Here is a 16,298-nt window from a genome sequence, read left to right on the forward strand (position 1 = left end):
TGACGTCCCTCGCCCGGCGGATAGTGTCGCGGACATGACCGAACCACGCTTCATCGCGCTCGCGCCGCGCCGCAGCGGCCATCGGGCCTGCGTGGCGACCATCGCCCGGAATGGGCGCCTCCCGGCCCGCACGCGTCATGGCTGAGGTCATCGCGCGGGACGGCACGTGGACGTTCGACGGCGAATGCGTGCGGATCGTGCCGGGACACGACCGAGGCGTGCACAAGTTGCGGCAGGCCGTGGGCGAGATCGCAGTACCCCTGCTCGCGGTCGCGGGTATCGCTCACGAATCGGGCCGCAAGGGCGGCCGCCTGCGGCTGCGGCTGCGCGATGGCGCCGACCCGTTCGGCCAGGCGGCGCGCGGGCAACTTCCCGATGCGGCCGACCCCTACCAGCTCGCCATGAGCACCGATATTCGCACCGGCGTCGCCGAGTACTTCGCCGACGAGGTGCGCAACGCCCTGCTGATCGAGCAGGTGCCGGACGGTCCCAGCGACCGGTACCTCCTGCCGGGGCCGCGCGTGCCGCTGACGGCATCGGCCGGCGACGGCACCGTGAGCTTCGACGGCACTCGGGTATGCCTGGAGTGGAACGGCTGGACGGAAGAGAGCAAGAAGTCGGCCGGGCCTCAGCACCTCTTGCTGGAGGACCTGGCCGCCGTGGAGTGGAAACCCCTCGCCGGCTTCGAGAACGGGCATCTTCGCTTCCGGCTCAGGGGCGCGACCGCGAACCCCCAGCCCAAACACGACCCGCACTGCCTGACGTGGGGAATGCGGGAGTTGGGCGGGACGACGCTGCTGATCGCCGCCGCGGTCGTCGCCCGCCTGCCGCACCCCTTCGGCGCTCCCCCGCACGCCCTTGACGCACCGGCCGGGGTGGAGGCCGCCCCCGATGCCGGGCGTGGCGAGGATCCCGACGCGCTCCTGCGCAGGTTGCGTGAGCTCGGTGACCTGCACCGCGATGGGGTGCTCACCGACGAGGAGTTCACCGCCGCCAAGCGGATACTGCTGCGAGGCTCCCAGCCCTGAACGCTCCCCGCCGACGATCAGCCAACGTTGGTGCGAGCGGCTCGTCCGCCGGTGACGCACCCGGCCGGAGCGGGACGCCACATTCCGGCGTGCCCGCGCCGGGCCGCCTCCTCGGCGTCGCGCAGGACGGCCGCGCGCCCGGTGTCCGGTGGCACGGCGAGGGCACGCGCGAACCCGGCCCGTACGAGCGCGGCGTTGACGAAGACACCCCGGGGCGTCCACACGTAGAGCAGCAGCCGTCCGTACCGGTCGCGCGGCCGGACGTCGCCGGCGACGCGTACGGCCCCGCCGGGCGGGGTCAGGCGGCGCAGCGCCCGTTTCGCCTCCGTGCCGAAGCAGTCGTGCCGCCGCCACGTCTCCGGCGCGTCCACGCCGATGAGCCGGACCCGGCCCTGCCCGCGCAGGATCAGCGTGTCGCCGTCGACCACGCGGGCCACGACCGCCGTCGTCGTCGCCACTCGCTGCTGGAGCCGTCCCGGCGGGCCCGGACCGCAGCCCGTGGCCAGCAGGCATCCGGCGGCGAGTGACTTCCTGAACACACCCTCGCACTCTGCCCGGTGCCACCGACGAAAAGCGTCAGGCGCCGAAGAACGGCAGGGCCGGGTCCTCGAACGCGGCGGTGAACCGGTCGGGCCAGTCGAGCACGTCCTCCAGCCAGACCACCCGCATCCGTTCGGCGGCGTACGCGATCCGCTCGGGCGGCTCCACCCCGATGCCCACCACGGCGAGGTCGGCCACGACGCTCGCGTGGTCGTCGTCGCCGAGGACGGCCGTGCGCACGGTCGGCCGGTTCGACGCCAGCGCCATCGACAGCGGGTGGCGGCGCAGCGCACGCACGCGGTGGCCGAACAGCGGCTCCGGCGGCTCTTTCAGGCCGGGCAGCTCGTAGTCCATCGGCGGGACCGGATCGTGCTTGTCCGGGACGCCGGGGCCGCGCGGGAAGAGCCGGCTCATCTCGTGCAGCCACCGCAGCTGCGGGATCACCCAGGCGGGTCCGGGTGACGCTTCCGGCCGCACGCCGTCCAGGAGCCGCTCGGCGACGCCCGCCACGCGCTCGGTGAGCTCCTCGGGCGCGTACGCGGCGCGCAGCGCGCCGGACCGCCGCCCGACGGCGCGGTCGAGCACGGTGGCGAGCAGGCATTCGCGGAGCCGTACGGGCCGGTCCGCCCAGGACCGGGCGAGCTCGTCCGGCACCCGCGGCATCGGGCGGTCGACGAGGTGGGACAGCACGAGGGTGTCCGCCCAGACCCGCAGCCACGCCCACTCGGCCGCGGAGGCGAGCAGGTCCGCCTCCCGCAGCTCGTACAGCGTGCAGGCACGGCCGTGGCGGCACTCGCCGCCGCAGGCGGCGGACCGGCGCCCGTCGAGCGGCGGCACCGGCCCGGGCAGGGCGCGCTCGCGGTCGCGCCCGAGCGGTACGCGGATCCGCAGCGGGCGGTCCATGCCGTCCGCGAAGACCGCCGCCACGCCCGGCGGCAGTGACACGACCTCACGCGACTGGTCCTCGTCGAGGTTCATCGCGGCGCCCACGAGCCGGCGGTCGTCGTGCGCGGGCAGCCGGTGCACGACCTTCAGCGCGGTGTTCTTGATGACGTCGGGGACGAGCTTGGTGGGGATCTGCTCGGCCACGACGATGCCCTCGCCGTACGCCCGGATCTCGGCGAGCATGCCCGCGAACAGCTCGACCGCGTGCGCTCCGGCGCTGCCCTCGCCGCGGTTGCGCAGCAGCCGGTGCGCCTCCTCGATGACGATGACGTGCTCGAGGTCGCGGGTGCCGCTCTCGCGGCGGGCGCGCAGCCGCAGGTGCTCGACGATCCGGATGATCAGCGTGCCCATGAGGAACGCCTTGTCCTCGTCGTTGGCGACGTCCTCGATGGCGAGCACGACGTTCTTGCCGAGCAGGCCCTCGATGTCGGCGGGGTGCCCGCCCTCGAAGAACCGGCCGGCCGAGCCGATGCGCAGCGACCGCAGGCGCACGTCGACGAAGCCCTTGACGTCGGCCATCAGCTCGTTGCCGTACCCGACGTCGCCGATCACCTGGAGGGCGGCCTTCTGCAGCTGTTCGAGGGTCGGCACGGCGGGCTCGATCGCCGAGCCCGGGCGACCACGCCCGGTGACGACGTCCCAGCCGTTGGCCTCGTACACCCGCTGCAGGGCCTGCGACATGATCTGGGGAAACGGCTCCTCGGCGTCGAAGGCGGCCTGGAACAGCGCGCGGACCATGTCGATGTGCGCCTGCACGGGATAGCCCGGCGCGGGCGCGAGGGGGTTCACGGACAGGGGCACCGCGTCCGGGTCGGAGGGGTTCACCACGGTGACGGGCGCGCCGATCCGGCCCGCCATCGTGGCGTACTCCGACTTGGCCGGCTCGATGGCGAGCCACGGGATGCCCGCCTCGGTGAGCTGTTCGAGCAGGTGGCGTACGGTCTGGGACTTGCCCGCGCCGGTCGAACCGGTGACGAAGACGTGCCGGTTCAGCGTCTGCAGGGGCGCGGTGAACGTGCCGACCTGGCGGTCCTGCCCGTCGAGGACCGCGCCGAGCGCGAGGCTCTCGTCGGCGGCGCCGGCCACCTCGGAGGTCACGTCGAAGTAGCCGGCGTCCAGCACCCGCAGGCCGGGCACCTCACGGCGCGGCAGCCCGGCGAGGGCGGCCAGCGCCCCCGCGGTCGCGACGAACGGCGAGCGCAGGTCCTGGTCCTGCGTGTCGACGTGCACGGCCTCGTGGAAGCGGACGGCGCGCTCCCCCGACCGCAGGCGGTACGGATGGTGGCTCATCTCGACCGAGCCGACGAGGACGGGCGCGATCTGGTCCAGCTCCCGCGCGGACTCGGCGCCGGCCAGCACGCGCACCCGCCACAGGCCGGCCTCCTGGAAGGCCTCCAGCTCGGCCATCCGGCGTTCGATGCGCTCGACCGCGAGCTCGTCGTCGCCGCGGCGCTGCACCTGCAGCTCGTACTGCAGGTCGGTGACCTCGTCCTTGAGCACCTGCTCGCCGCACTGCTCGGCGATGACCAGCCAGCCGAACGGCCGGCCCATGAGAGTGACCAGCGTGGACTCGAAGAGGCTGGGCCCGCCGTCCGCCCGCGTGGACATGAGCGGCGGCGCCAGCCGCGCGGGACAGCGGCTCCAGGTCATCGCGGCGGCGTCGGCGAGCCAGTCGTCGCCGATCTCCACCCCGCGTGCGCCGTTGGGAAAGAGGAGACCCTGCTGCGGCTCGGCGGACGGGGTGAGCGGCCCGGCGTTGGTGATGAGTTCGAGCGGCGCACCGCCTCCGCGCGACATCCATCCGACGACGAACGGCCGGCCGCTCTGCGCCGCCGACAGCACCGCCGGCAGCACCGTGACGAAGTCCCACTCGGCGGACGCACCGCGCGCCGGCGACAGAATCGCCTGAACCCGGTACCACGGCCCCTGAAGTCCCCCAGCAACCCCTGCCACGCATGCAGGTTTACCGCTCCACGCCCGTTCGTGCCAGAGAAAGCCCGAACCGGGACCCACCAGAACGAAACCTCGCACGTCGCCGCCCTCGCGGCTCGCATTACCCCGGCTTAACCTTCTGTGGCGAACCGATTGCGCTCCGTGTTTACGGGGGCTAGCGTTCCTGCTGTCCGCCCGGCACCCCCTCCCCTGACGGCAACGGCGCCCTCATCGGGTGACTCCGCCGCGCGGTCCTCACCCTCCCCGAAACCGAAAGGATTTCATTTGATCAGCGAACTGGATGACGTCCGCCGGCGCCTGACCGCCGTGGAGGAGGAAACCGCGAGCCTCCGCGAGTGGAGGCAGCAGGCTCAGCACGTGACCGACCTGTTCGGGACGCTCGACAAGGAGGTGGCGGACCTCCGCATCGCCGCCGGGCAGCAACGGAACGTCCTCAACGCGATCGGCATGACCCACTCCGAACACCACGCCCAGTTCCTCCGGCAGGCCGACATTCTCGGCGGGCTGGTGCTTGAGGTCAGCGGCGTTCGCCGCACCCAGGCCGAGCATGGGCAGATGCTCAAGGAGCACAAGCAGATGCTCAGCGAGCAGGGCCGGATGCTGCGTGAGGTGCTCGACCGGCTGCCCGCATAGTACGACCGGTGCCTCGGGTGCCCGCCGACGACGGCGGGTACCCGGTGTCGCCGCGTCAGCGCTTCTTCTTGCGGAAGTCCAGGCGCTCCGGGGGCGGGCCGAGGTTGGGGGTGGTACGCGGGGAGCCGTCCGGTGGCGTGATGTCCGGTTTGGCGTGGCGGGCACGGGTCGGGCCGGTGGCCTCTTCGTACTCCTGGATGTTGGCGGTCGGCAGCGTCATGATGCCCGGGTTCGCGTCCACGAGGATGATGCGGCGGCCCGACGGGTCGGGATGCGTGAAGACCATGGCGGTCGGCGGCAGTTGCTGGAGCTCGTGGGGTTCGACCGCCAGCTCGCGCGAGCCCTTGCCGGCGTCGGCCGCCCGGGAGGTGTTCTGGCCCCACGCGGTCGCGCGCCCGATGCCCTCGGGAAGCTCCTCCTCCGAGGTGCCGGTGTCCTCGAACACCGTCGGCATGGAGCGGCCGACCGTGCTCACGTACGCGCCGCTCTCGGCGTCGGCCGCGACCGCCTCGCTCATCTTGTCGGTGAGTTCGGCGATCTCGAGGAGCTTGTCGGCGCCGATCTGCTCGGCGGCGACCCGGGCGTCCTCGGCGTTGCCGAGCCGCATGAACCCCACGGCGGCGTCGCCACGGCCGAGCCGCTCCTTCACGTGCGGCGGGATCGAGCGGTACATCAGCACCAGGCCGGTCGAGGTCGCCTCACACGAGTCGATGAGGCGGTCCAGCACGTCGCCGCGCAGCTTCTCCGCGCCGCACAGGATCAGCGTGTGGGCCCACGGTTCGCCCTGCTTGGAGGCGCGGAGCACGTGGGTCAGCGCGGCGGCGACGTACGTGCCCAGCACCCGGTTGGTGAGCACACCGGCGCGGCGGTCGGTGGTGATGACGCGCAACCGGCTCGGCGGGAGCAGCGTCGGGTTGGATCCGAGCTTCTCCAGCTTGCGCAGCTGCGACTCCAGGGCCCAGGCGCGTTCGATGACGACGCGGTCGGCGGCGCCGCGCCCGAACATCGTGGTGATCTTCGCGAGCTCCTCGTCGGTGATGAGACCGCTCCGCAGGTCGTCGCGCGGATCGCCCACCTGGGCCAGGGCGCGCAGGGCCGCGGTGATGCGCGGGATCGGGGCCCGGCCGCCGAACACGCTCAGCACCCGTTCGAGGATCGCGTTGTCGAAGGACAGGTCGCGGGTGCTGGACTGTTCTTCGCTCACGCTCACCACAAGGGAGAGCACGTCGGCGAGCTCTTCCGGACCGAGGCCGTGCGTCAGGTCCAGCTGCGGAAGGTCGCCCGGCAGCACCCAGACGAGCGGCCGCTCGGCCTGGTCGTGTCCGAGCTCGATCAGCTCCTTGGCGACCGCGCCCTCCGACAGGTCCAGGACGGTCACCTGCGAGCCGCCGGCGAGCCGTGCCGCGCCCATCATGGTGACCATCGCCGACCACCCGGAGAGCGTGCCGCCGGCGACGTCCACGCGGCCCACGCCCTGCGGCACGGTGACGGCGTACCACTCGTGCTGCGACTCGAAGGCCTCGCGCCGGTGCTGCCATTCCTGGTATGCGCGGGCGTGCGCGGCGTGCGCCGCCTCCAGGCGGCGGCGCCGCTCTTCCTCCCGGCGCTCGTACCGCTCGTGCTCCTCGGCCAGCCGCGCGCGCAGCGCCTTTTCGCTCTGCCACATGGAGTAGCCGGTGATCGCCGCGACGGCCGCGCAGGCCACGAGGCCCGCGATGGAGAACGCCCACGGGAGCGTGCCGGTGAGCCCGGCCACGATGAACAGGAGCGCTCCCACTCCCGTGGCGAAGCCGACCATCCGCAGCGGCCGGTTGAAGAGGTTCTCCTTCTGCCGCTGCGAGGCCAGCCACTCGTGGTCGACCTTCTCCGACTCGGGAGGAGTCGGGCGTTTCGGTGGAGGCCCGGGGTCGTCGTGGACCTGGGCATAGCGCCAGCCGACGTAGACGCGGCCCGGTTGCAGTAACCGGGCTTCGCGGGCTGTCACATCGACCACGTCCCGTACTTCGTCGGCTTCACTAGGGGCACAGCGTAGAAAGCTTCGCGTGAAGTGGGGTGTGGTTTCAACCGACTAGAGGTGTTGTCGAGTGACCAGGAGTGGCATTACCGGACATATCGCGACAGATGGCAACAACCATCCCGCTACCCCTCACCACGGCGGTTGCTGGTATCCCTGCTGCTGAGGAGGCTGATTGTAGTTCGGGGGCACCTGACCCTGCGGCTGCTGGTACCCCTGCGGCGCCTGCTGACCGCCGTACCCGGGCTGCTGCGGGTATCCCTGCTGGGGATAGCCCTGCTGCTGGGGGTATCCCTGCTGGGGATAGCCCTGTTGCTGGTTGTTCCACGCGGCGTAACCGGGCGGCGGCGCCTGCTGCTGCCACTGCTGGCCCGGCACCTGACCGTACTGGTTCATGTTCTTGCGCCGGGAGCGGCGCGCGATCGCGCCGATGGTGGCCACGACGGCGAAGATGATCAGGTAGATGACGAGCCTGATCGGCGCATAGTAAACGCCGTGTACATACGCGAGCGGCATCTGCCTCACCAATCTCCTGAGAACGGGAGCGTCCAGCCTGGAGGCTCACCATCGTGCCAATTGGACCACCGGTCATGGCGGTCGGATTTCCTCATGACCCGCCTCACGGCGCATCGTACGCCTACGTGGTCACGCGGTACATGCCGCGCCATTCTTCCGATGATCGCCGAGTGAAGCGGGCGAACGGCCGGCGGTTCTCCCATCTGACCGTCAGTGGCCACCTGGATTCCGTTGACCTGGCCGGCCGAAGGACTGCGGCGTCGTGTCCGGCCTGCGGTCGGGCGTATCCCCGCTCGACGATCCGCCGTCGGGCGACCGCCTCCGGGCGAGGATCAGCGCGACCACGATGACGATCACCAGGAGGAACACGACGACGCCGACAATCGGTGCGATCAGCCCACCGCCGGACTTCTTCTTCTCCGCCTGCCCGGACGTGGCCGACGACGTGGACGAGGGGGCCGACGGGGTGTTCTGCGCCATGACCCGGTCGAGCCGCTCGTACGGAGGATTCGGAGCCGTCCGTGGCACCGTGAAGCCGAGATCCATGGCCCGGTGGATGCGGAATGCGCCGCATCCCGTCTGGTCGTCCCGTCCGGGAGTGCCCGAGTCCAGCGCGGTGGCCATCGCCCGTTGCACGAGCTCACGGGCGGACATGTGCGGATTGGCCGCGCGAACGAGGGCCAGCCCGCCCGCCGTCAACGCGGTGGCCTGGCTCGTACCGGAAGCCGTGCGCCCCGGCTTTCCGTCCTTGCCCACCCAGCCGACGGTGCCGCCCGGCCCGGCGACGGCCGTATAGGACACCTGCTGGGTGCGCTGCCACGGACGGGTGTCGGCGTTGACCGCCCCGACGGCGAGCACGCCGGGACAGGACGCCGGCGCCTGCGATGAGTTCCCGACGCCTCCGTCGTCACCGGTGGCCGCCGCGATCACCACGTCGTGCCGCGCGGCGTACTCCACCGAGTCGAGGATGTCCGTCGGGCAGGTCTCCGGATAGGCGTCTGCCGGGAATGCCTGGGAGATGCTGATGACTTTCGCCCCGTGGTCGACGGCGTAGCGGATTCCCTCGGCGATGCGTACATGGAAGGCCTCCGCAGTCGTCGCACCGTTGCCGACGGTCACCGGCAGCACGCGCGCCTGTGGCGCCACCCCGAGCACTCCGGTGCTCTGACCCTTGCTGACGATGAGGGCCGCCATCGCGGTGCCGTGGCCACCTCTCATGCTGTCGGTGTCGGTACGACCGTCGGTCCCGGCCCCGGTCACGTCACCACCGGGCAGCACCGACCCGGAGAGGTCGGGAAGCCGGGCGTTCACCCCGGTGTCGAGAACGGCGACCGTGACGCCCTTCCCCTGGGTGATCGGCCAGATCTTGTCGATTCCCCAGGACGAAAGCCACCACTCGGAGTGTGGTGTCGGCGTGCTCGCCGCTCCGGCCGGCATCGTCGTCGCGACGGCGCCAGCGGACATGACCAGCGCCGAAGCAAGAAACCTCAGCGAACGCACCCGACCCTCTTTCTCGGAGAAGCGACCCGGGCAGGGCGAGTATCACTCGCCCTGCCCGGGTCGCGGTATCGGTCAGCGGATGAGCGGCGGAGCCATGTCGTCGTCCGCACCCCAGATGTCCTCATCCTCGGTCAACCAGGCGTTGCGCTCGCGATCCTGGCTCTGCCCCTGCTGCCCGCCCATCATCGGCGGCATCATCGGCATGTAGCCGCCGGCCCGGGCGGCGGCATTCGTCGCCGCCGTACCCGCGGCCGCTTCCTCAGCCGCAGCCGCGGTGTTGACCGCCCAACGAGCACCGATGACGCCGTCCGCCGGGGTCATACCTGACCCCGTTTTGAGACCCAGGGGTTCGAACTGCTTCTGAGGCCGCCGCTCTCGATGCTCGGAGTCTTCAGCGAACCGGGCGTATACGGCGTGGACGGATTGCCCAGGCCAGTGGTCGGCACACGCCCCGTGCTCGGATCCGTGAGACTTGTCCCACCGCCGTCACCCGTCGTCGGCGGAGTGCTCAGGTTCGTGCCGCCGGGATTGGTCAGGCTCGGGTTCTGCAACCCGGACAGATCCGTACCGGTAGGGCTGTTGGCCCCGGACAGATCAGTATTACCAGGATTGTTCGAATCAGTCGGGCTCGTAGGCACGTTAGCGAGACTGTTCGACGACGTAGGCGAACCGGTCGACAGGTTCGGCGTCTGATAATTCGTCGGGGTTGGCGTGCCGGTGGGTCCGGTAGGGTTTGTGGGGCTAGGATTTTTGTTGTTCTTCGAACCGTCGTCCGTCGGCTTGTCACTGGTGTCCGACAGCTTCGGCGGCAGATCCAACGTCACCTTCTGCGGGATGCCCTGCCATGTAGTGAAGATCCCGTTGTTCCCCTGGTACAGAAGGTACCGAGCGTAGACTCCACGCTGGTCGGCAGGAGTGGACTTGTCGACGAGAGCAAAATTATTCTTCGACGTCGAATCTGGTTCGTAGGCGTAAACAAAACCCGGCTGATCCGAGTCCTTCCCTATTCCGTCGACCGGGTCGACATCCTTACCGGCGAAGTAGTCACCGTTGGAGGTCACCATGTGCTTGAACTCCGCCAGCGACATCTTCTTGTTCTCCCACATGCACCGTCGTTGTTCTCGATCGACGTGACTTCGGGGATGCCATAGGCGCCGCCGTAAAGGAAAGTCGTCTTAGAGAAATCCGGCTTGTCGGAGCCTAGGTTCTTGAGGACCCCACCGATCTGATTTGCGTTGATCTGCATGGTCAACGCCGCAACGTAGAGAAGGGCGAGCTGCCGACAAGCCTCCTGCGAGGCACCCTCACCCTTCCACGCCTCCGACAACCGCTGAGCGTTCTTCTGAGACGACTGCAGCGAGTCACCGAAGTTCTTGGCGATCCCCTCGTAGGTCGCACCGAGCTGCTGCACCGTCCCCGGATCGACGGAATTCGCGAAGTCGACGATCTCGTGCGACTGATATTTCGCCGCGTCGCCCATGGGCTCGTCACCCATGGAACTGCGAGATGCCGTACGTGTCAGACAACAGCTGACTGGTGGGCTTGGTCTTGCTCCCGGAGCCGCCCGTCGAAGCACCGCCCGTGAAAAAGTTCTCGAGATCCTGTCGCAGAGACTTGGCGATGCTCACCAACTCTGTCCGGCCAGTGTGCTTGTCGTCGCTTTTGTCGGCACCAGGCCACGCGTCATTCCCCCACGGATAACGAGCCTTGCCACTGCTGTTGCGATGCACCCTCGCCCAGTAGTCCGACCAACTCTCACCCGGTTTCTGCGGTGACTGATCAGGGGGCGAGCCGTAACCACCGTCCGGCTCTGGCGACATGGCTCCTTATTCCCTCACTGCAATCCGGGCCGCCAAGCAGCCGCGATGGCGATTTTGCCGAGCAATGGCTCCTCCGAACTGAAAGACGCACCTCCGACGACTACTCAATGACTCTAATGGCGACCGATGACATCGCGATAAAATCACGATCAAATGACAAAAAGAAGCACGAAACCGGCATTGCCGGGCCGCCTCGGCCGGAGCGCCGGCTGAGCGCCTCGGCCGTGTGGATCAGGTTGATGTGGGGGAACGCCTGGGGGAAGTTGCCCAGCTGGCGCCTTTGGATGGAGTCGTACTCCTCGGCGAGCAGGCCGACGTCGTCGGTGAGGGCCGGCAGCCGTTCGAACAGCTCCGTGGCCTCGTGCTTGCGCCCGATGAGGGCCAACGCCTCGGCGAGCCAGAAACTGCAGGCGAGGAAGACCCCCTCGGCTCCGGGCAGCCCGTCGATGTCGTTGCTCTCGGAGGTCGGATAGCGCAGCACGAAGCCGTCGGTCATCCGGTCCCGCATGGCCCGCCAGCGTTCGACGGGACCGGTGTGGCCGAGCTTCCGGGCCATCCGTACGGCCCGGTCGGCCGCCACCCAGGCCATGACCTTCGAATGGACGAAGTGCCGCCGCGGGCCGCGGATCTCCCACAGGCACCGCGTCCGGTGCGCCGGTGTCCGTACCGCCGCCCGCCGGGACTGCCTACCGACGTGGCCTTACTCGTCGGACGGGTGATCTTCGCGCGGGGGTTCGAACGTCGGCCGGGTGCTCCTGTCGAAACCGGCCGGAGGAACCGGATCGCGCCGGCTCGACGGGTCGAGGGGGCCCAGAGCCGTCGGGCGGTGGGGAGGATCGGACGTGACGTCCGGGCCGTCCCCGGTCAGGCCTCGCGGCTGCGCGGCCCGCCGGACGAACCTTCCGACGATGAGCGCCGCGAGGACACAGGCCACCAGCGCGACCACGATGATGAGGACGACCAGGCCCAGGCTGGCGCCGTCCGACGAGTCGGGGGGAGGTGCGGTCGCCCGCGGCGTGCCGCTTTTCGGGTTCCGGCCTTCGCCGAGGCGGTCGTACGGGGGGTTCGGGAAGCCCGCCGGAACTCGATAGGCCGGGTCCATCGCGCGGTTGATACGGACGATCCCGTAGCCGGTCTGCGCGTCGGGGCCGGGCGTGTTCACGTCCAGGGCCGTGGCGATGAGCCGGTGAACGACCTCGCGGGCCGGCATCGTGGGGTTGGCCGACCGGACGAGAGCGGCCGCTCCCGACACCAGCGCGGCGGAGTCACTCGTCCCGTCCGAGTGGGGGTAATAGTAATTCACGTTCTTACCGGTCGTGGGAATGTCCACACCCGGTGCCGCCACCGACACGTAGTCCTGCGCCTGCGTCCGCTTCCACGGCTGCGAATTTTTGTCGGTCGCGCCGACCGCGAGGACCCCTGGACACATCGCCGGGAACTCGGCCGAGTTGTCGGTGTCTCCCGTGTTCCCGGCCCCTGCGATGAGCACCACGTCGTGCTCGACGGCGTACGCGATCGCGCTCATGACCGCCGACGGGCACCCCGCCGTCGCGGGGGCCGCGAGCGACATGTTGATGACCTGCGCGCCGTGGTCGACGGCGAACCGGATACCCGCTGCCAGCGGCGACGCCAGCTGGTCCGTCGTGATGGTGCCACCGGTGACGTCCACGGGCAGGATCTTCGACCGCGGCGCTATGCCGACGAGTCGCGTCCGACCTCCTCCCTGACCGGCGATGAGCACGGACATGCTCGTGCCGTGTCCGGTCTTGTGGAAGTCGGTACGACCGTCCGTGCCACGCCCGGACGTGTCACCGCCCGGCAGAAGTGCGCCCGCGATCTCCGGCATCGCACCGTTGACCCCGCTGTCGAGCACGGCGACGGTGACGCCCTCGCCCTGGGTGGTCGGCCAGATTCTCTGCTCCACGCTCCACGGTGGGAACCACCACTCTGACGAGCGGGGAGCAGGAACCGCCGCCGCGGCCGGGAGAGCCGACGCTACGGCGATGCCCACCGCCCCCAAGGCGACGAGCGCCCGGTGTCCAGCACGCACAGGCGCCCTCACTCCCCGCCCCAGCGGGGCCCGGCCGTCACGGTGACGCACCGGCCTGCGGATTCGAGACGAACCACCGGCGCTTATCCGATGAGAGGCGGAGCGACGTCGTCGTCCGACTCCCAGACGGCCTCGTCCTCCGTGAGCCAGGCGCTTCGCTCGCGGTCCTGGTTGTTCTGGCCGCCCATGCCACCGGCCATCGGCATCATCGGCATGACCCCCGAGCCACGAGCCGCGGCCGCGGTCGCCGCCTCGGCCTGCTCCGCCTGAAGGGCCTTGGAGGCGTTGGCCGCCGCCGCCTCGTTGACGCTGCCGGCCGGCACACGCCCGGTGTTGGCCGCCGAGCCGTTGTTGCCGCCGATGAGCCCGCTCGACGGGGAGGAACCCGAGGTTGTCCCGAGGCCGGGCACCTTGCCGGTGCTCACGCTGGGGAACTTGGTGCTGCTGGTCGGGATCTTCGACGTGCCGGTCGGCATAGTGGTCGTCGGATAGGTCGTCGGATAGGTCGTCGGATAGGTCGTCGTGGGGGTGGTCGTCGTGGGCGTCGTGGGCACGGTCGGATAGTTCGGCGTACGGGTATCGCCGGTCGGCAGCGACGTGCCCGTGGGCGTGGTGGTGGTCGGATTATTGATCCCCGACAGGTCCGTTCCCCCGGTCGTGTGCGTCGTCGCCGTCGGAGTGACGCTTCCCGGCTTTCCGGTCGAGCTGTACGGGTTGCTCGTCGGATTGTAAGTCGGGCTTCCTTTGTAGGGATTCGTTGGATTGGTCGGGTTCGTTGGGTTGGTCGGGTTCGTTGGATCGGTCGGGTGCTTTTTGTTGGGATCCTGAACGCTGGGGTCCTTCTGCTCCGGAGGAAGCGTGCCCGGCGGCAGTTCGAGCGTGAGGTAACCCGGCATGCCGGTGTAGGTGTCACCGATGAAGCCGTTGTGCTCCTTCAGCTTTGCCCAAGCCTTGGCGTTGACGTCCGCCATACCGGCCATTTAGACCGTCTCCTCTCTCACAGCCCCGGCACTATTCCCGACTCACCGTCGCCGTAGCTTGAATCGGGCGCCGGCATAGGCCCGAACTTGTCCGCATCCACCAAGATTCCGGAGCTCATGACGTCCATCTGGAACTGGCTGTACTGTGTGTCACTGCCTTGGAAGTAAGCTTTGAAGGGCTTTAGGTGGTTTTCGCCGTGACCCTTGAGTGAAATTCCCAGCACTTCGGCCGTATCGATCAGCTCTTTCGCGGACTGCCACAGCATCGCCAACTGTTTCTGACACTCTGGCGCGCCGCTCTTGGGGCCACCCCAGGCGGTGTCGAGGTCGGACCCGAATTTCCTGAGGAAGCCCAGCAGCTCATCGTCGCCATCGCCCTGGAAGGCGCTTTTGAAGTCGTTGTAGGCCTGACCGGCGGCGGTGACGGCTTCGGGATTGGTGTCCAGCGCCCAGCGCCGGATCTCCTCGGCGGTGTAGATGTGCTCGCTGTCGGTGGGAGTGTCACCCTTGAGCGGCCCACCGAACATTTCGCCCTTGACCTCGCCCATGACCACCCCTCCTAGGAGTAACTTCCCGGCTTGGCCGGCTGACCCGGCGTGTTCGGCTGGGCCGGCGGTTTGGGCTTCTGGCCCAGGTCGAGCGTTAGGACGTTGTGGAACGTCACGGTGTCAACGTTGTCCACCTCGACACCGGTGTTGGTGTTCTTCGTGGTCTCCATGCGCTTGATTACTGCATCGAAAGCACTGATGAAGTAGTCATAGGCCTGAAGCATCAGACTCTGTGCGCCGCTCGCGCTGGTGTAAAGTTCGCGGGCCGCCGCCCACTGCCCGATGTCTTTAATATTGAACTGGGCGGCCTGTACGAGATTCTCTCTCGCGGTCTTCCCGCCCACCTTGCGGTTGTCGAACTCGCTTCGCCTCGACTTGAGCCTTGCCATCAGGGCGTCGAACTCCCCCTGAGAGAACCAGACTTCGTCCTTCGCATTGGGATGATTCTTGAGTTCATTCTTGATGTGCTCGGTACCGGGCCATGGATCGTCCCCCCACGGATAGGCGGGGCCGGTATTAAAATCTGGCGGCATGGTTCTTTCCTCTCACCACGGTCCGACAGAGAGATGCTTCCTATGTTCTCATGAGTACGACGGCGGCCGGGTCCGCCCGGTTCCGCCGCCGATCCTCGATGTCCGGCCGCCCGGCATAGCCGAGGCACCCGGCGTGCTCCATGACGCCGCCACTCCACAGATCGTTGTCGGCCTTCTCGGCGGCCGAGTAGTTCTGGTGAACGTCGCCGATCGTCAGGCCCAGGCGCTGGAGCGTGCTGGACATGTCGTTCGCGGCGGTGTTCCACTCGGACTTGGCCGTCTCGTGCGTGCTGCCGGCCTTGCCAGCCTGGGGGGAGGCCGACCTCGCCTGTCCGGCAGCCGAGGTCGACACTCCGATCAGCTCCAGAGCTTCACGTTGTGGATCTCGGCCTCCGAGTAGTTCGAGTGCACGTCACCGATCGTGAGGCCCAAGGCGTTGAGCTTGCCGGCCATGTCGTCGGCCGCACTGTTCCACGTGTTCATCGTCTGGCCGTACTGGTTGTTCGCGTTACCGATCCAGTCACCCAGCAGGGCCCTCAGGTCCTTGTTGAGGTCTTCCAGCTCGTCGCGCACGGCGCGGTAGATGACCTCGAAGTCCGCCTGCGCCTGCTGCATGCCGTGAAAATTGACGCTGGTGTAGTCGTCGCTACCAAGGTTGGGGGTTGTCATTCTGAGCCTCCAGTTTTCATCCGTCAGCGGATGACGCCGATCGGCAGTGGATCACTGAGCCGTTCCAGCGTGGTTGACGGTGTTGTTGATCAGCTGGTTCACCCGGTTGACCGCATCCTCCTGCTGCTGGATGGAGCTCTCGTAATGCGCGTTGGTCTTGATGAGCCGCTGGTGCATGTCCGCGAGCGCGGTGAGCTGGCGGTTGAAATCCCCGTCGAACGAGTCAAAGACCTGGCTGAACGAGAGCGCGGCCTTGCTCGACCAGTTGCGCTGGAGCGCGTCGTGGTGGCCCTTGAGACGGAGCCTGAGGCCACTGATGACGTCGTGGGCGTGGTCCAGCCGGGCAGCTGCCTGCTTGGCCTTTCCAACATCGATAGCCTGGCCGGTCGTCGGGTTGATGCCAACGTCAGGCATGTGACACCTCCATGAATAGATCAGGCGGCGGCCTGACGCTCAGCACCACCGCCCTCTCAGCTGCGGCTCCAAGCCACCGTGACCGCCAAAACATCGTCACCATACGAGAGATTGCGGCGACCTGTCCAGTAGATATGAAAAAGTCAATGCTTATG

Annotated in this window: 17 protein-coding genes and 1 pseudogene; 2 read left to right on the forward strand and 16 right to left on the reverse strand. The window is 68.7% G+C overall.

The features are described 5' to 3' along the window. The first annotated feature begins 137 nt into the window (after window positions 1-137). Complete coding sequence (locus ABEA10_RS30130; RefSeq protein WP_345469640.1) at window positions 138-1,028, forward strand: DUF4429 domain-containing protein; 891 nt, start codon at window positions 138-140, stop codon at window positions 1,026-1,028. A 17-nt stretch (window positions 1,029-1,045) separates the two neighbouring features. Here the strand turns inward: ABEA10_RS30130 and ABEA10_RS30135 are convergent, their stop codons facing one another. Further along, window positions 1,046-1,567, reverse strand: coding sequence for a thermonuclease family protein (locus ABEA10_RS30135; RefSeq protein ID WP_345469642.1), 522 nt, complete (start codon window positions 1,565-1,567; stop codon window positions 1,046-1,048). 37 nt (window positions 1,568-1,604) lie between these two features. Further along, window positions 1,605-4,466 (reverse strand): ATP-binding protein, encoded by a 2,862-nt coding sequence (locus ABEA10_RS30140; protein ID WP_345469643.1) that lies wholly within the window; start codon window positions 4,464-4,466, stop codon window positions 1,605-1,607. A 264-nt stretch (window positions 4,467-4,730) separates the two neighbouring features. On the opposite strand from ABEA10_RS30140, the gene ABEA10_RS30145 reads away from it, so the two are divergent. Next, the gene (locus tag ABEA10_RS30145; RefSeq protein ID WP_345469644.1) at window positions 4,731-5,099 is read left to right on the forward strand and encodes a hypothetical protein; all 369 of its coding nucleotides are present in this window, start codon (window positions 4,731-4,733) and stop codon (window positions 5,097-5,099) included. A gap of 55 nt (window positions 5,100-5,154) precedes the next feature. Here ABEA10_RS30145 and ABEA10_RS30150 read toward each other — a convergent pair whose 3' ends face one another. The 14 genes and pseudogenes from ABEA10_RS30150 to ABEA10_RS30215 form a co-directional block, all read right to left on the reverse strand. Then, window positions 5,155-7,092 carry a hypothetical protein gene (locus tag ABEA10_RS30150; protein WP_345469645.1) on the reverse strand — a complete coding sequence of 646 codons (1,938 nt, stop codon included), beginning with the start codon at window positions 7,090-7,092 and terminating at the stop codon, window positions 5,155-5,157. 153 nt (window positions 7,093-7,245) lie between these two features. Beyond that, complete coding sequence (locus ABEA10_RS30155) at window positions 7,246-7,638, reverse strand: hypothetical protein (protein WP_345469646.1); 393 nt, start codon at window positions 7,636-7,638, stop codon at window positions 7,246-7,248. Window positions 7,639-7,839: 201 nt separating this feature from the next. After that, window positions 7,840-9,129, reverse strand: coding sequence for a S8 family serine peptidase (locus ABEA10_RS30160; RefSeq protein ID WP_345469648.1), 1,290 nt, complete (start codon window positions 9,127-9,129; stop codon window positions 7,840-7,842). A gap of 72 nt (window positions 9,130-9,201) precedes the next feature. Next, window positions 9,202-9,450 carry a hypothetical protein gene (locus ABEA10_RS30165; protein WP_345469650.1) on the reverse strand — a complete coding sequence of 83 codons (249 nt, stop codon included), beginning with the start codon at window positions 9,448-9,450 and terminating at the stop codon, window positions 9,202-9,204. After that, a complete protein-coding gene (locus tag ABEA10_RS30170) occupies window positions 9,447-10,235 on the reverse strand; it encodes a hypothetical protein (RefSeq protein WP_345469652.1) in 789 nt (262 codons plus the stop codon). Before ABEA10_RS30170 ends, ABEA10_RS30165 begins: the two co-directional genes overlap by 4 nt. After that, entirely contained in the window at window positions 10,187-10,624 is a 438-nt protein-coding gene (locus ABEA10_RS30175) for a hypothetical protein (RefSeq protein ID WP_345469654.1), read from the reverse strand. Before ABEA10_RS30175 ends, ABEA10_RS30170 begins: the two co-directional genes overlap by 49 nt. Window positions 10,625-11,145: 521 nt before the next feature. Beyond that, a pseudogene (locus tag ABEA10_RS30180) lies at window positions 11,146-11,586 on the reverse strand (glycoside hydrolase family 15 protein); the annotation flags it as partial. 63 nt (window positions 11,587-11,649) lie between these two features. Next, a complete protein-coding gene (locus ABEA10_RS30185; RefSeq protein WP_345469655.1) occupies window positions 11,650-12,873 on the reverse strand; it encodes a S8 family serine peptidase in 1,224 nt (407 codons plus the stop codon). Window positions 12,874-13,082: 209 nt separating this feature from the next. Next, entirely contained in the window at window positions 13,083-13,979 is an 897-nt protein-coding gene (locus ABEA10_RS30190; RefSeq protein ID WP_345469657.1) for a hypothetical protein, read from the reverse strand. Between the two features lie 17 nt (window positions 13,980-13,996). Continuing rightward, the gene (locus tag ABEA10_RS30195) at window positions 13,997-14,527 is read right to left on the reverse strand and encodes a hypothetical protein (protein WP_345469659.1); all 531 of its coding nucleotides are present in this window, start codon (window positions 14,525-14,527) and stop codon (window positions 13,997-13,999) included. Between the two features lie 11 nt (window positions 14,528-14,538). After that, entirely contained in the window at window positions 14,539-15,060 is a 522-nt protein-coding gene (locus tag ABEA10_RS30200; RefSeq protein ID WP_345469661.1) for a hypothetical protein, read from the reverse strand. Between the two features lie 40 nt (window positions 15,061-15,100). After that, window positions 15,101-15,412 carry a WXG100 family type VII secretion target gene (locus ABEA10_RS30205; RefSeq protein ID WP_345469663.1) on the reverse strand — a complete coding sequence of 104 codons (312 nt, stop codon included), beginning with the start codon at window positions 15,410-15,412 and terminating at the stop codon, window positions 15,101-15,103. A gap of 5 nt (window positions 15,413-15,417) precedes the next feature. Then, window positions 15,418-15,729, reverse strand: coding sequence for a WXG100 family type VII secretion target (locus ABEA10_RS30210; protein ID WP_345469665.1), 312 nt, complete (start codon window positions 15,727-15,729; stop codon window positions 15,418-15,420). Window positions 15,730-15,780: 51 nt separating this feature from the next. Continuing rightward, window positions 15,781-16,143: a WXG100 family type VII secretion target gene (locus tag ABEA10_RS30215; protein WP_345469667.1), complete on the reverse strand. Its 363-nt coding sequence runs from the start codon at window positions 16,141-16,143 to the stop codon at window positions 15,781-15,783. Between the last annotated feature and the right edge of the window lie 155 nt (window positions 16,144-16,298).

The sequence above is a fragment of the Actinoallomurus oryzae genome (genome assembly GCF_039541955.1).
GTDB classification, from domain to species: Bacteria; Actinomycetota; Actinomycetes; order Streptosporangiales; family Streptosporangiaceae; genus Actinoallomurus; species Actinoallomurus oryzae.

What these genes read in the sequence shown, in the direction of transcription:
- ABEA10_RS30165 (WP_345469650.1), bottom strand. Translation starts at nt 9,450, where the DNA reads ATGACCCCGGCGGACGGCGTCATCGGTGCTCGTTGGGCGGTCAACACC.
- ABEA10_RS30170 (WP_345469652.1), bottom strand. Translation starts at nt 10,235, where the DNA reads ATGTGGGAGAACAAGAAGATGTCGCTGGCGGAGTTCAAGCACATGGTG.
- ABEA10_RS30175 (WP_345469654.1), bottom strand. Translation starts at nt 10,624, where the DNA reads ATGGGTGACGAGCCCATGGGCGACGCGGCGAAATATCAGTCGCACGAG.
- ABEA10_RS30200 (WP_345469661.1), bottom strand. Translation starts at nt 15,060, where the DNA reads ATGCCGCCAGATTTTAATACCGGCCCCGCCTATCCGTGGGGGGACGAT.
- ABEA10_RS30130 (WP_345469640.1), top strand. Translation starts at nt 138, where the DNA reads ATGGCTGAGGTCATCGCGCGGGACGGCACGTGGACGTTCGACGGCGAA.
- ABEA10_RS30190 (WP_345469657.1), bottom strand. Translation starts at nt 13,979, where the DNA reads ATGGCCGGTATGGCGGACGTCAACGCCAAGGCTTGGGCAAAGCTGAAG.
- ABEA10_RS30195 (WP_345469659.1), bottom strand. Translation starts at nt 14,527, where the DNA reads ATGGGCGAGGTCAAGGGCGAAATGTTCGGTGGGCCGCTCAAGGGTGAC.
- ABEA10_RS30215 (WP_345469667.1), bottom strand. Translation starts at nt 16,143, where the DNA reads ATGCCTGACGTTGGCATCAACCCGACGACCGGCCAGGCTATCGATGTT.
- ABEA10_RS30210 (WP_345469665.1), bottom strand. Translation starts at nt 15,729, where the DNA reads ATGACAACCCCCAACCTTGGTAGCGACGACTACACCAGCGTCAATTTT.